This is a genomic window from Bradyrhizobium sp. MOS001, assembly GCF_004634465.1.
Classification (GTDB): Bacteria; Pseudomonadota; Alphaproteobacteria; order Rhizobiales; family Xanthobacteraceae; genus Bradyrhizobium; species Bradyrhizobium barranii.
Genome location: NZ_SPVJ01000040.1, coordinates 1 through 12449, shown reverse-complemented (window position 1 = coordinate 12449; position 12449 = coordinate 1). Strand labels below are relative to the sequence as shown.

9 protein-coding genes, 1 pseudogene and 1 riboswitch are annotated in these 12449 nt (G+C 64.8%); of the genes and pseudogenes, 4 read left to right on the top strand and 6 right to left on the bottom strand.

The features are described 5' to 3' along the window. Window positions 1–12 precede the first annotated feature (12 nt). On the bottom strand, window positions 13–861 hold the full coding sequence (locus CT676_RS33040) for a chorismate mutase (protein WP_085401942.1): 849 nt from the start codon (window positions 859–861) through the stop codon (window positions 13–15). Window positions 862–1065: 204 nt separating this feature from the next. Continuing rightward, a riboswitch (SAM riboswitch) is annotated at window positions 1066–1145 on the top strand. A 91-nt stretch (window positions 1146–1236) separates the two neighbouring features. On the opposite strand from CT676_RS33040, the gene CT676_RS33035 reads away from it, so the two are divergent. Both CT676_RS33035 and metW read left to right on the top strand, forming a co-directional pair. Beyond that, window positions 1237–2439: a homoserine O-acetyltransferase gene (locus CT676_RS33035; protein WP_085401943.1), complete on the top strand. Its 1203-nt coding sequence runs from the start codon at window positions 1237–1239 to the stop codon at window positions 2437–2439. A gap of 15 nt (window positions 2440–2454) precedes the next feature. Further along, window positions 2455–3117 (top strand): methionine biosynthesis protein MetW, encoded by a 663-nt coding sequence (gene metW, locus CT676_RS33030; RefSeq protein ID WP_014491669.1) that lies wholly within the window; start codon window positions 2455–2457, stop codon window positions 3115–3117. 59 nt (window positions 3118–3176) lie between these two features. Here the strand turns inward: metW and CT676_RS33025 are convergent, their stop codons facing one another. After that, complete coding sequence (locus CT676_RS33025; protein ID WP_085401944.1) at window positions 3177–4040, bottom strand: alpha/beta hydrolase; 864 nt, start codon at window positions 4038–4040, stop codon at window positions 3177–3179. A gap of 215 nt (window positions 4041–4255) precedes the next feature. On the opposite strand from CT676_RS33025, the gene CT676_RS33020 reads away from it, so the two are divergent. Continuing rightward, window positions 4256–4942 (top strand): TIGR02594 family protein, encoded by a 687-nt coding sequence (locus CT676_RS33020; RefSeq protein WP_063985774.1) that lies wholly within the window; start codon window positions 4256–4258, stop codon window positions 4940–4942. A 125-nt stretch (window positions 4943–5067) separates the two neighbouring features. Here the strand turns inward: CT676_RS33020 and CT676_RS33015 are convergent, their stop codons facing one another. Further along, window positions 5068–5856, bottom strand: coding sequence for an MOSC domain-containing protein (locus CT676_RS33015; protein WP_085401945.1), 789 nt, complete (start codon window positions 5854–5856; stop codon window positions 5068–5070). A gap of 241 nt (window positions 5857–6097) precedes the next feature. Here CT676_RS33015 and clpB point away from each other — a divergent pair, with 241 nt between their 5' ends. Next, window positions 6098–8737 carry an ATP-dependent chaperone ClpB gene (gene clpB, locus CT676_RS33010; protein ID WP_085401946.1) on the top strand — a complete coding sequence of 880 codons (2640 nt, stop codon included), beginning with the start codon at window positions 6098–6100 and terminating at the stop codon, window positions 8735–8737. Window positions 8738–8816: 79 nt separating this feature from the next. Here clpB and CT676_RS33005 read toward each other — a convergent pair whose 3' ends face one another. From CT676_RS33005 to CT676_RS32995, 3 genes and pseudogenes are all read right to left on the bottom strand, one after another. After that, the gene (locus tag CT676_RS33005; RefSeq protein ID WP_071909352.1) at window positions 8817–9083 is read right to left on the bottom strand and encodes a hypothetical protein; all 267 of its coding nucleotides are present in this window, start codon (window positions 9081–9083) and stop codon (window positions 8817–8819) included. A gap of 83 nt (window positions 9084–9166) precedes the next feature. After that, window positions 9167–9412 (bottom strand): annotated as a pseudogene (locus tag CT676_RS33000) (hypothetical protein); the annotation flags it as partial. A gap of 104 nt (window positions 9413–9516) precedes the next feature. Further along, a complete protein-coding gene (locus tag CT676_RS32995) occupies window positions 9517–11580 on the bottom strand; it encodes a M23 family metallopeptidase (RefSeq protein WP_085401948.1) in 2064 nt (687 codons plus the stop codon). Window positions 11581–12449: the final 869 nt, after the last annotated feature.

Here is a 12449-nt window from a genome sequence, read left to right as displayed (position 1 = left end):
GCGGTTCGCGATCTACGATTTCGACCCGGTCGAGGGCACCGTATAGCGCGTTGCGTGGCTGCCGACGAGGGCCGTGGAGCGCACCGAGGCCCCCGCTTCGATCAGGGCAGCCTTGATCTTGTCGATGCTGGTCGCGCTCGTGACCGAGACCAGCAGCGCTGCGCCGTCGAAGGCGGTATCGGGCACTGCCACGATCTCGGCGAGCGGCGACAGCGCCCGCGCGACCTCGGCGTTCCACCCGGACACGCGCACGCTGAAGGTCTCGACCTCCGTCACCACGGCGCTGTCGGCGACGCGGGAGATCGCGAACACCGGCAGCGCGGCCGGATGGTCGGCGCGCTCGACGAAGGGCATCCGCGCGATGATCTTCGGTGCGCCGTCCGCTTCCAGCTCCAGCCACCATGGCGTGCGGCTCGAGGTCGCCGAGACCAGCGCCAGATCGCCCTTGGACTTCGCCACCGCTTCGACCGCGGCCTGCGCGCTGAAATGCGCGACGTAAGGCACCGTGAAGCCGAAATGGAAGCGCACGGAATCGCGCATCGCCGGCTCGCTCACCGAGATGTCGGCATGCACGGAGAACGGCGCTTGGACGTAAGTGAACGTCGAGATGATGACGCGCCAGATGCTCTCGACCGTGTCGAGCGGCAGGATGCCGCGATGACGCTGGACGATGTCACGCATCATGGCGGCCTCGCGCGCCGGGCGGAACGCCGAGCCGACCTCCTGGGTCTGCTTTACCTGGATCAGGCGGTCGATGATGTCGCCGCGCTGCATCAGGAGACGATGCATGCCCTCGTCGATCGCGTCGATCTCCTTGCGCAATTCCTGGAGCGATGGTGGCGCGGGCGGACGGTGGGACATATCTGACTGGACTGTTGAGAGGCGTTCCAATGCGGATCGGCCAGGCAAGCTGGTAGGTTCGGATCCGCTGCGATCGATATCCTGATTAGGCAGTCGGGGCGGCGAAAGCAAAGAGAAATGACGTCCTTTTGGGCTGATGTGACAGAGACGAATTTGGCTAATCCGGACCGCGACTTGACGAAAACCGCCCAAGACAGTAGGTTTTGCCTGTTCCGTGGTCATTTGAGCCGGCCGGCTTGCAGCCACGTTAAAAAACTCGCTAAACAGGCCGGGGACCCTTTCGATCCCGGCCGAACCTATCGTTCAGGCCGGGTTTTTCATGGCCTGATGTCACTGCGATCGAACGTCTGATCGCAAACGAGGGCGATGTCAGAGATGGGTGGCGTCAAGTCTGTGCCGAGTCCCGCGATCAGTGCCGACGACCGGTCGCATGAGGCGGATCATCCGAATTCGCAGGTCGCGCAGTTCGGCGCCGAGCAGCCGCTGCGGCTCGATTGCGGCATCGATCTCACCCCGTTCCAGATCGCCTACCAGACCTATGGCGAGCTCAACGCTGATCGCTCCAACGCGGTGCTGATCTGCCATGCGCTGACCGGCGATCAGCATGTCGCCAACGTGCATCCCGTCACCGGCAAGTCGGGTTGGTGGGAGACGCTGGTCGGTCCCGGCCGACCTCTTGATCCTCAGCACTACTTCATCATTTGCGCCAACGTGATCGGCGGCTGCATGGGCTCGACCGGGCCGGCCTCGATCAATCCCGCGACCGGCAAGGTGTGGGGCCTGGATTTCCCCGTCATCACCATTCCCGACATGGTGCGCGCGCAGGCGATGCTGATCGACCGGCTCGGCATCGACACGTTGTTCGCGGTGGTCGGCGGCTCGATGGGCGGCATGCAGGTGCTGCAATGGACCGCGGCCTATCCCAAGCGCGTGTACTCCGCGCTGGCGATTGCCTGTTCGACACGGCACTCGGCGCAGAACATCGCCTTCCACGAGCTCGGCCGCCAGGCCGTGATGGCCGATCCCGACTGGCACAACGGCCGCTACACGGATCAGGGCATCCATCCGCATCGCGGACTTGCGGTGGCACGGATGGCCGCGCACATCACTTATCTCTCCGACGCCGCGCTGCATCGCAAGTTCGGCCGCCGCATGCAGGACCGCGAGCTGCCGACGTTCTCGTTCGACGCCGACTTCCAGGTCGAGAGCTATCTGCGCTACCAGGGCTCGTCCTTCGTCGAGCGGTTCGACGCCAACTCCTATCTCTATCTGACCCGTGCGATGGACTATTTCGACATCGCCGGCGACCATGGCGGCGTGCTGGCGAAGGCGTTCGCGGGCATCGAGACGCGCTTCTGCGTGGTCTCCTTCACCAGCGACTGGCTGTTCCCGACCGCGGAATCGCGCGCACTGGTGCATGCGCTGAACGCGTCGAGCGCGCGGGTGTCGTTCGCCGAGATCGAGACCGATCGCGGCCATGACGCCTTCCTGCTCGACGTGCCAGAATTCTTCGATATCGCCCGTGCTTTCCTGCAATCGGCAGGGAAGGCGCGCGGGCTCACCGGCAGGATTGACTGACAAGGACGGCTAGCGATGTCTGTGCAGGAAGTGCTGCCGCTGGGCGGCGTTGCGACGGAGCAGTCAGGCCAGTTTCGCGCCGATCATCTGCTGGTCGCCGAGATGGTCAAGCCCGGCTCGAAAGTGCTCGACGTCGGCTGCGGCGAGGGCGATTTGCTCCAGCTTCTGGAGACCCGCGGCATCGACGGGCGCGGCATCGAGCTGTCGCGCGAGGGCGTCAATCGCTGCGTCGCCAAGGGCCTCGCGGTGGTGCAGGGCGATGCCGACACCGATCTCGTCAATTATCCCGACGACGCCTTCGATTACGTCATCCTGTCGCAGACGCTGCAGGCGACGCGGCAGCCGCGGGTCGTGCTGGAGAATCTGCTGCGCATCGGCCGCCGCGCCATCGTGTCGTTCCCGAATTTCGGCTTCTGGAAGATGCGGCTCCAGCTCCTGGTCGGCGGCCACATGCCGCGCACCGAGAATCTGCCGGCGACCTGGTACGACACCGCCAACATCCATTTCTGCACCATCAAGGATTTCGTCGAGCTCTGCGACGCGATCGACGTCAAGATGGAGCGCGCCGAGGCGCTGGATCTCTACGGCCGTCCATTGCGGCTGCGGTTGCCGTGGTGGGTGTGGAACATGTTCGGCGAGCAGGGTGTGTTCTTGCTCACGCGCGGGCAGGGGAAGTAGCTGCCGTCATTCCGGGCCTGCGCCTGTCGGCGCATCCCGGAATGACAGCGGCTGGCAGTCTAATGCGCCGCCAGCGACCGCGGATCGCGCACCGGCCAGCGCCCGGCTTCCACCAGCGTCACGAACCGCTCCACGCTCTCGTTGAACAGCGCGGGCTCTTCGAGATTGAGCACGTGGCCGGATTTCGGAAACATCGCGAGGCCCGCCGCGGGCAGGTGCTTCTTCAGGAACAGGCTTGCTCCGACGCAGGGATCGTCTTCGTCGCCGCAGATGATCAGCGCCGGTGTCGCTACGCCTCTGATCGCGTCGGTCATCGCAAAGATCGATGGCCTGCCGCCCTGGAAGCCGCGCATCGTGTTCGCGGAGCCCTTGGCATCGTGGCGCGCCAGTGCGGCGTAGAAATCGGCATGGCCGCGCGGATCCTTGACCAGGAAGGGAATCCGGCTCGGCGCCTCGCGCGTGACCTTTGCGACCTCGGCGGAGCCGAGCGTCTCGAACTGCTCGGCGTTGGCGCGGCACTGCTTGCGCCAGTTGTCGAGATTCTCGATCTCCGATCCTGAGCCCACGCCGGCCAGCGTCATCGACAGCGCGCGCTGCGGCGCGTTCAACCCGATCTGGAGTGACGAATAGGCGCCCATCGACAGGCCGACGAGATGCGCGCGCTCGATCTTGAGATGATCGAGTACCGCGAGCGCGTCGGTGTAGAAATGCTTGTAGGTGTAGACCTCGCCATCAGGCACGTCCGACGGCGTGTAGCCGCGCGCGGAATAGGTGATGCAGCGATGGCTGCGCGAGAAGTAGCGCATCTGCGGCTCCCAATTGGTGTAGTCGGCCGCGAACTCATGCAGAAAAATAATCGGCGTTCCCTGACCCGCTTCTTCGAAATAGATGCGGACGTCGTCTCTGGTCGTGGCGTGGGGCATTAACTGTTTCCCTCTCTTCAAGCCGCCTTTGGAGAATTGCAGTTAACGTTGTTGTCCGCAATGCGGCAGCCTCAAGCCAGCACCGGCACAAAATCATCGCAGCTATTCGCGGGCGTGGCGTCTTTTTCTCGCCACATCCGGCGGCTTAACGGCCAGACGGATGCCGGCCATCGCACGGGCCGATTGGGGAAGTGGGGTGTCAAGAAGGATGAAGTATGTTGGAGTTGTTTGCGTCTCGCCTGTCGCGTTGTGTTGTCGCGCTGGCGATTTTCTTCGCGGCGGTTGCCGCGTTCGTTTCTCCGGCCTCAGCGCGGCCGCATCATCGTCATAGCGCAGAGCGGCACGCTTACGTGCATCACGCCAGACATCATCATTACCGTCATTATCGCCACCATGCCCGCAGCTCGCGCTTCGAGCGCGGCGCGGCGCAGTTGCAGGCGAGCGGCTTCGCCGACACCCAGGCGAGCTACAATCCGAACGCCAATGTCGGCGGCATGGCCAACAACGGAATGACCAATCCTGGAATGGCCAATAGCGGTGGCGGCTTCGGCGGCGGATCCGGCCTCGTGTCCGAGGCGCGTCGCTATATCGGCGGCAATCCGACCGGGCGCGGCAGCCTGTGGTGCGCGCGCTTCATGAACATGGTGCTGCAGCACACCGGCCATCAGGGCACCGGCTCCGACATGGCGAGCTCGTTCGCGCGCTACGGCACGCGTGTCTCCGGTCCGCAGGTCGGCGCCATCGCGGTCATGTCGCGCGGTCGCCGGGGCGGCCATGTCGGCATCATCACCGGCGTGGACGCGCAGGGCAATCCGATCATGATTTCCGGCAACAACGGCAATCGTGTTCGCGAGGCGCCGGTCTCGCGCGGCCGGATCTATGCGTATGTGATGCCGAACTGACGACGGAGCCGTAGGGTGGGCAAAGGCGCGCAAGCGTCGTGCCCACCGGCGGTGCAACGGAGTTAGATGGACCGGAGTGGTGGGCACGCTTTCGCTTTGCCCACACTACGGCAGCGGCGGACGGCTCACACCAGCTTCGGCGCTTCCACCGCGATCGCGTCACCGACGCCGATCTCGCCATCGGCGATGACCTCGGCATAGATGCCGCAATCCATGTGGCCGAGATTGCGCGACAGCGTCGGCGGTATCTCGAGATCGCGCTGCGCGGTCTTGGGATCGACGTTGACCGCCGGGCAGCGGACGATGCGCTTGACCACCTTGAGCCGGGCCTCGCCGATCGCCAGCGTCTCGCCGACGAGCTCGAGCTCGGACCAGGCCGGCCAGCCCTTCACGTAGAGATTGGCGCGGAAGCGCAGCGGATTGACTGCGGCGCCGCCGAGCATGGTCTCGATCGCCCGGACACTGCCGAGGTTGATGATCGACACGACCTTGCGGGCGACGTCGGAAAAGCTGTGGTCGCGGCCGGACAGAACTTTTGGCGGGCCCTTCAGCTCCGGCTGAAAATTCTCCGTGAAATAATCCTCGATGGCGGCGCGCCCGGCAGTGGTCTCGAGGTTCCCGCTGGCGACGATCTGGCCGTCCTTGCGGATGGTCAGGCGGTTGGTCGCGTCCTCGAACCGGCTGTCGAGGGACGCCAGCCGCTCATTGCGTGCCAACATCAGGAACTGGATTTTCGGCTTCCAGGCCGGCGCCTCCGGATCGAAGCCGCTCGGTCCGTTCTCGATGGCGTAGCGGCGGTCGGCGGGCAGGGTCTGGCCGGTCCGCAGGGGGACCCGGGGCAGGGATTCCGGCGTCAGGCCTTTGATCGGGTAACGGTAAAGGCCGGTGATTTCGGCGGTCTGGCTGGCTGTCATGTCGCTACTTAAGGGATTCGACCTGCTGGCGCCAAGCAGGCGGACCCGTGCACGAAATTGTGAACGCGCCTCTTCCGATCCGAGGCCAAGCTTCCCACATCTGGGTCAGGCCGGCGCCAGCGCCGGCTGATAACGACCGCTGCCGGTTGAGGAACGTCAACGCGTCCAGCGGAAACCCAATGAAGATGCCGTTTGGAGTGCCTTAGAGGGCTCCAGGGGCAGGCCGAGGGAAAGAAAAGACATGAACATCGACAAGTACACCGAACGCTCCAGGGGCTTCGTTCAGTCCGCGCAATCGCTTGCGGTACGCGAGGGGCATCAGCAGTTTTCGACCCTGCACGTCCTGAAGGTTCTGCTGGACGACAATGAGGGCCTCGCTGCCGGGCTGATCGACCGCGCCGGCGGCAATTCCCGCGCCATCCTGAAGGCGACCGAGGACGCCCTCAACAAGGTGCCGAAGGTCTCCGGCGGCGGCGCCGGCCAGATCTATCTGGCGCCCGAGCTCGCCCGCACTTTCGACGCCGCCGAAAAGGCCGGCGAGAAGGCCGGCGACAGCTTTGTCACCGTCGAGCGGCTGCTGCTCGGCCTTGCGCTGGAAAAGACCAGCGAGGCCGGCACGATCCTGGCCAAGGGCGGCGTCACCCCGCAAAATCTCAATGCTGCGATCGAGGCGCTGCGCAAGGGCCGCACGGCGGACTCCGCGACCGCCGAGAACGCCTATGACGCGCTGAAGAAATATGCCCGCGACCTGACCCAGGCTGCGCGCGACGGCAAGCTCGACCCGGTCATCGGCCGCGACGAGGAGATCCGCCGCACCATCCAGGTGCTGTCGCGCCGGACCAAGAACAATCCCGTGCTGATCGGTGAGCCCGGCGTCGGCAAGACCGCCATCGCCGAGGGCCTCGCGCTGCGCATCGTCAACGGCGACGTGCCCGAGACCCTCCAGGACAAGAAGCTGCTCTCGCTCGATCTCGGCGCGCTGATTGCGGGTGCGAAGTACCGCGGCGAGTTCGAGGAGCGGCTGAAGGCCGTGCTCCAGGAAGTCACCGCGAGCGAGGGCAATTTCATCCTGTTCATCGACGAGATGCATACGCTGATCGGCGCCGGCAAGGGTGACGGCGCGATGGACGCATCCAACCTGCTCAAGCCCGCGCTCGCGCGCGGCGAGCTGCACTGCATCGGCGCCACCACGCTCGACGAGTACCGCAAGCACGTCGAAAAGGATGCGGCGCTGGCGCGGCGCTTCCAGCCGATCTTCGTCAGCGAGCCCTCCGTCGAGGACACCATCTCGATCCTCCGCGGGTTGAAAGATAAGTACGAGCAGCACCATGGCGTGCGGATCACCGATTCCGCGCTCGTGGCGGCGACGACGCTGTCCAACCGCTACATCACCGACCGCTTCCTGCCGGACAAGGCGATCGACCTCATGGACGAGGCGGCCGCGCGGCTGAAGATGCAGGTCGATTCCAAGCCGGAAGAGCTGGATTCGCTCGACCGCGAGATCATCCGGCTCAAGATCGAGCAGGAAGCTCTCAAGAAGGAGAGCGATCTCGGCTCCAAGACCCGTCTCGAGGGGCTTCAGAAGGAGCTCATCGAACTCGAAGAGAAATCCGCGGCCCTGACGTCGCGCTGGAGCGCGGAGAAGAACAAGCTCTCCAACGCCCAGAAGCTGAAGTCAGAGCTGGACGCGCTGCGTGTCGATCTCGCCGACGCACAGCGACGCGGCGAATTCCAGAAGGCCGGCGAGCTGGCCTATGGCCGGATCCCGCAGCTCGAGAAGCAGCTCGCGGACATCGAGGCGCGTGAGGGCTCCGGCGATATGATGGAGGAGGCGGTCACCGCCAACCACATCGCGCAGGTGGTGTCGCGCTGGACCGGCGTGCCCGTCGACAAGATGCTGGAGGGCGAGAAGGAGAAGCTCCTGAAGATGGAGGAGCAGCTCGGCAAGCGCGTCGTCGGCCAGGCCGAGGCCGTGCGTGCGGTCGCGACCGCCGTGCGCCGCTCGCGTGCGGGCCTGCAGGACCCGAACCGGCCGACCGGCTCGTTCATGTTCCTGGGGCCGACCGGCGTCGGCAAGACCGAGCTGACCAAGGCGCTGGCGGAGTACCTGTTCAACGACGAGACCGCGATGGTCCGCCTCGACATGTCCGAGTACATGGAGAAGCACTCGGTCTCGCGGCTGATCGGTGCGCCTCCCGGCTATGTCGGCTATGACGAGGGCGGCGCGCTCACCGAAGCGGTGCGGCGCCGGCCCTATCAGGTGGTGCTGTTCGACGAGATCGAGAAGGCGCATCCTGACGTCTTCAACGTCCTGTTGCAGGTGCTCGACGACGGCCGCCTGACCGATGGCCAGGGTCGCACCGTCGATTTCCGCAACACGCTGATCATCATGACCTCGAACCTCGGTTCGGAGTATTTGGTGAATCAACCGGAGGGCGAAGACACCTCAGCGGTGCGTGAACAGGTGATGGGAATGGTGCGTGGGCATTTCCGGCCCGAGTTCCTGAACCGTGTCGACGAGATCATCCTGTTCCACCGCCTGCAGAGGAGCGAGATGGGCCGGATCGTCGAGATCCAGTTCGCCCGGCTGCAAAAGCTCCTGACCGATCGCAAGATCGTGCTGACGCTCGATGCCGCCGGCCGCGACTGGCTCGCTGCCAAAGGCTGGGATCCCGCCTACGGCGCAAGGCCGCTGAAGCGGGTGGTCCAGCGCTACGTGCAGGATCCGCTCGCCGAAATGATTCTGGCTGGCGATATCAGGGACGGCGACACGGTCGCGATCTCCGCCGCAGGCAACGTGCTGACCTTCAACGGCAACGCGCCGCAGACCGCGGAGATCGCCCAGTTCGAGGCGCCGGTGTCGAAGCGGAAATTGAACTGATCGTCGCGCTCACTGCAAAACGAAAAATCGCCCCGGAGAGGCCAACTCTCCGGGGCGAATTGCTTTGACGAGGTTCGCTCTAGTTGACCGCGGATGTTGAGCCGGGTTCGGCTGGACCTTGCTCGTCGCTGTCCTCATCGAGCTCCGACAGGATGTCGACAAGCTCGCGCACGCGTCCGTGCGCCAGCGGGCGCAAATCATTGATCATCGGCTCGTCATTGGCGAGCCAGGCCTGGGCTTCGGCGAGTTCCTCGACCGTCGCGCCGGTTCCGATGATCTGGGCGATGGTGACTTCGTCGGCTCGATCCACGGTCTTGACGACATCGTCGCGTGAGAGGCGCCGCATGGGGATCCTCCTGTTGGTCGGCTTCCGTCAGCATTTAACCGGGAAACGCGTGTGCCGGTTCCACCGGGCTGGTTTCCTCCGCGCTACTTCCTGGTGACCTTGTAGATCGCGTTCTCGATATCGGAGGAGAAGTAGATGACGCCGGAGGCGCCGATGGCGACGCCAGTCGGGATGTTGCTGGGCAGGCCCCCGGGTGCGCCCATCAGCCCGATCGGAAGATTGGCAGCGATCTCGGTGACCTTGCCGCTGTCCGGCGCGATCTCGATTAGTCGCCTGGCGCCCACTTCCGCCACGATCAGCCTGCCGTCGCTCCCGCGCGCGATGCCTTGATGCCGCTTTGGCAAACGAAACTTGACGTTGTAACGCCGTGAAACGACGTCGCATCCAGATCATGTTTTCCAGAGATGTCCGGTCGATTTCGGCCGGTTAGGGATCAGCGGTTGGTGACCTGCAACGGGCCGCCGGTTGCGTCCGAAATGCGGGCGATGGCGCCGTTGCGGCCGCTCATCATGGCGTCGAGCCGGTCGCGTTCCTTCTCGAAGCCCGCGAGCACCGTGCCTTCCAGCGAACGGCCGCGCGGCAGTTTCACGCGCAGCGGATCGACGAAGCGGCCGTTGACCAGGATTTCGTAGTGGACGTGAGGGCCGGTCGACTGGCCGGTCGAACCGACGAAGCCGATCACCTGACCCTGCCGCACCTTCTTGCCGATCTCCATGCCCTTGGCGAAGGCCGACATGTGGCCGTAGGCGGTCTCGTAGCCGTTGGAGTGCTTGATGCGGATATATTTGCCGTAGCCGCCTTCGGGGCCGACCTTCTCGAGCACGCCGTTGCCGGAAGCGAAGATCGGCGTGCCGTAGGAGGTGGCCCAGTCAACGCCGGTGTGCATCTTCACATAGCCCAGGATCGGATGGCGGCGGCCGCCGAAGCCGGAGCGCATGATCGCGTTGTTGACGGGCTTCCTGACCAGGAATTTTTTCGCGCTCTTGCCGGTCTCGTCATAGTAGTCGACGACGCCGTCGTCGGGGCTCTGGTAGCGGTAGTATTTCTTGGTCTCGCCGCCGACCGTGAGGGAGGCGAACAGCACGTCGTTCTTTTCGTTCGACGTCGTGCCCTCTTCTTCGCCGGCGTAGAACACGTCGAATGAATCGCCCGGCGCGACCTTGCGCTGGAAATCGACGTCGTAGGAGTAGATCTTGATCATGTCCTCGATGACCGGCATCGGGACTTTGTTGCGCATCGCGGTCTCGTAGATGCTCTGGTAGAGCCGCACGCCGGTGCCGTCATCGTCGTCATCGTCGTCGCTGTTGGCGCTGGCCGCGGCATCGGCGACGGTGTTCATGCTGGAGACGTCGACCGCGACGTATTTGCCGAGATCGGACAGCGCCGCGATCGCCTCGACCATGGTGTCGTTTGCAACCACGACGCGATAGGGTTGGAGGCGGGCGCCGGGGCTTGCGGGCGCCATCAGGATGCGGAGCTTTTCGCCTTCCTTCAGGCCGCCGTCGCGGCCGCGCGGACCGAGCGTCGCGGTGATCGCCTTGATCTCCTCGGCCGTCGCGCCGAGATCGCGCAGGACGGAGCCGACGCTGTCGCCCTTCTTGACCACGTGGACGCGTTCGCCGTTGGGATTGCCGCCGGTGATCTGCTCCTTGGTCTTCGGCAGCAGCGTGACGTTTTCCGGCACCACGCGCGTCTCGAAGCCGGCATAGGGATCGGACGCCGACGCTTCGGTGGCGTAGGCCATCTTCATGTCGGAGGGGCCGGTCGCGCCGGAGACGTCGGCGGTGGCATTGGCGAGCGAGGCGTAGCGCACCCCGCCATTGCCGCGCCAGTTGGCGGCGTCGCGCACCCGCATCAGGATGTCGTCGAGCGCCACCACGGCGGAAATCTTGGCCTTCGGCAGCACCGGCGACAGGTCCTTGGTGACGAAGGAGACTTCGGCATCGGGCTCGACGGCTTCGGGATTGTTCGGATCTTCCGCCGCGGTCTTCGGATCGGAGCCGACATCGGTGAGCAGGCGCTGGGCGTTGAACGGCGGGATTTTCGCCGACAGATCGCTCGTCGTCATCGACAGATTGCCGGCGATCCGGACGAACGGGCGCACTCGCATCACGTCGCGGTTGCCGACGCGGGCGACGGTGGAGACGCGCACGATGTTGCGCGAGGCCGTGGATTCGTTCGGCGGCGGCAGGCGGTCGCTCTTGTGCAGCGTGGCGGCGCGATCGGCCGCGCCGAATGCGCCGCGCAGCGCGCCTTCGACGCGCTCAGGCACCTTGGCGAAGGTCATCTCACCGTCGAGAGAAGCGAAAACGGCGCCGCCGATCAGGGCTGCGCCGCAGAGTCCGGTCAGAATTGTCCCGCTGAACCATTGCACGGAAACGCGGCGGCGATCGATGACGGCGGCCTCGGAACCATCGACGGACAGCGGCGGCTCGTGGCCGAGATCGATGATCCCGGTCTCACGCCCGTAAGCGCCGCGCGACGTCCTGTGGTTCAAACCAAGTCCCCCAATCAACGACCCAAGATGCCTGCTTTCGAACCCTTCCTGGCCGCCCTCTTGAAGGGGGATCGCCGGAAAAGGCAAGCCGCACAGGCGCCCGCGCTCAGAAGGCCCTCGATGGGGCCGGCCGAAATTACGAACAGCTGGACGGGTAAAGGTCTCTCGATGTCTCTCGAATGTCGAAGGAAGGCCGCGTCATCTGCAAGATGCCTTCCTCTGACCCCATGAAAATCGCCGGCAGCCCCCACTGGCATCCCGCGATTCAAGCTTGTCTGTACCAGAACGCCGCGGGATTGTGGCTCTAGTACGGCGCCTAATATGGAAAAAGTTTCCTGAACGGCCGGGCGCAAGAAGCCCGTCTGGCCGGGTCCGGGGGACTAGGTTTGGCCTGGGGTGGAGCTCGGTCCAGCCTTGGATGGGGCTCGTCTGCCATGGACGAGGGCTCGGTCCGGCCTGGATGGGCCTCCGCCTGTCCGGCCCCGGGGGCGTCTGGAAGGACGCAGGGGGAGGGTGCCTGGAGAGGCGTCCAAAGCCCCCTCCGGAGCCGGCCGGCGGGCAAACTTTTTTCGAGATTTTTTGCGGTGCAGCTTTGATCCGGCCATTGGCGGCCCTTCTAATTGACTGGAATCGCGGGATTTTTTTTCGATGATCCACCGTGCGACGATTTGTTGACAATGGGCGTTGACAATCCCGGGCGGGGGGGCCTATAACCCGACCACTGAGCGCGGCGCCGCCGGGTCACTGACCGAGGCGAGCGAACGCGCCACTGATGCTCCTCACCTTGTTGAGTGACACAACAGTCGACGTAAGTCGATTGGAGTTCATTCATCGTCGGTAAGGGTGTCGGAACCCTTCCACTCTGGAAG

Coding starts and splice junctions, on each gene's coding strand:
- CT676_RS33040 (WP_085401942.1), bottom strand. CDS start 861: ATGTCCCACCGTCCGCCCGCGCCACCATCGCTCCAGGAATTGCGCAAG.
- CT676_RS33035 (WP_085401943.1), top strand. CDS start 1,237: ATGGGTGGCGTCAAGTCTGTGCCGAGTCCCGCGATCAGTGCCGACGAC.
- metW (WP_014491669.1), top strand. CDS start 2,455: ATGTCTGTGCAGGAAGTGCTGCCGCTGGGCGGCGTTGCGACGGAGCAG.
- CT676_RS33025 (WP_085401944.1), bottom strand. CDS start 4,040: ATGCCCCACGCCACGACCAGAGACGACGTCCGCATCTATTTCGAAGAA.
- CT676_RS33020 (WP_063985774.1), top strand. CDS start 4,256: ATGTTGGAGTTGTTTGCGTCTCGCCTGTCGCGTTGTGTTGTCGCGCTG.
- CT676_RS33015 (WP_085401945.1), bottom strand. CDS start 5,856: ATGACAGCCAGCCAGACCGCCGAAATCACCGGCCTTTACCGTTACCCG.
- clpB (WP_085401946.1), top strand. CDS start 6,098: ATGAACATCGACAAGTACACCGAACGCTCCAGGGGCTTCGTTCAGTCC.
- CT676_RS33005 (WP_071909352.1), bottom strand. CDS start 9,083: ATGCGGCGCCTCTCACGCGACGATGTCGTCAAGACCGTGGATCGAGCC.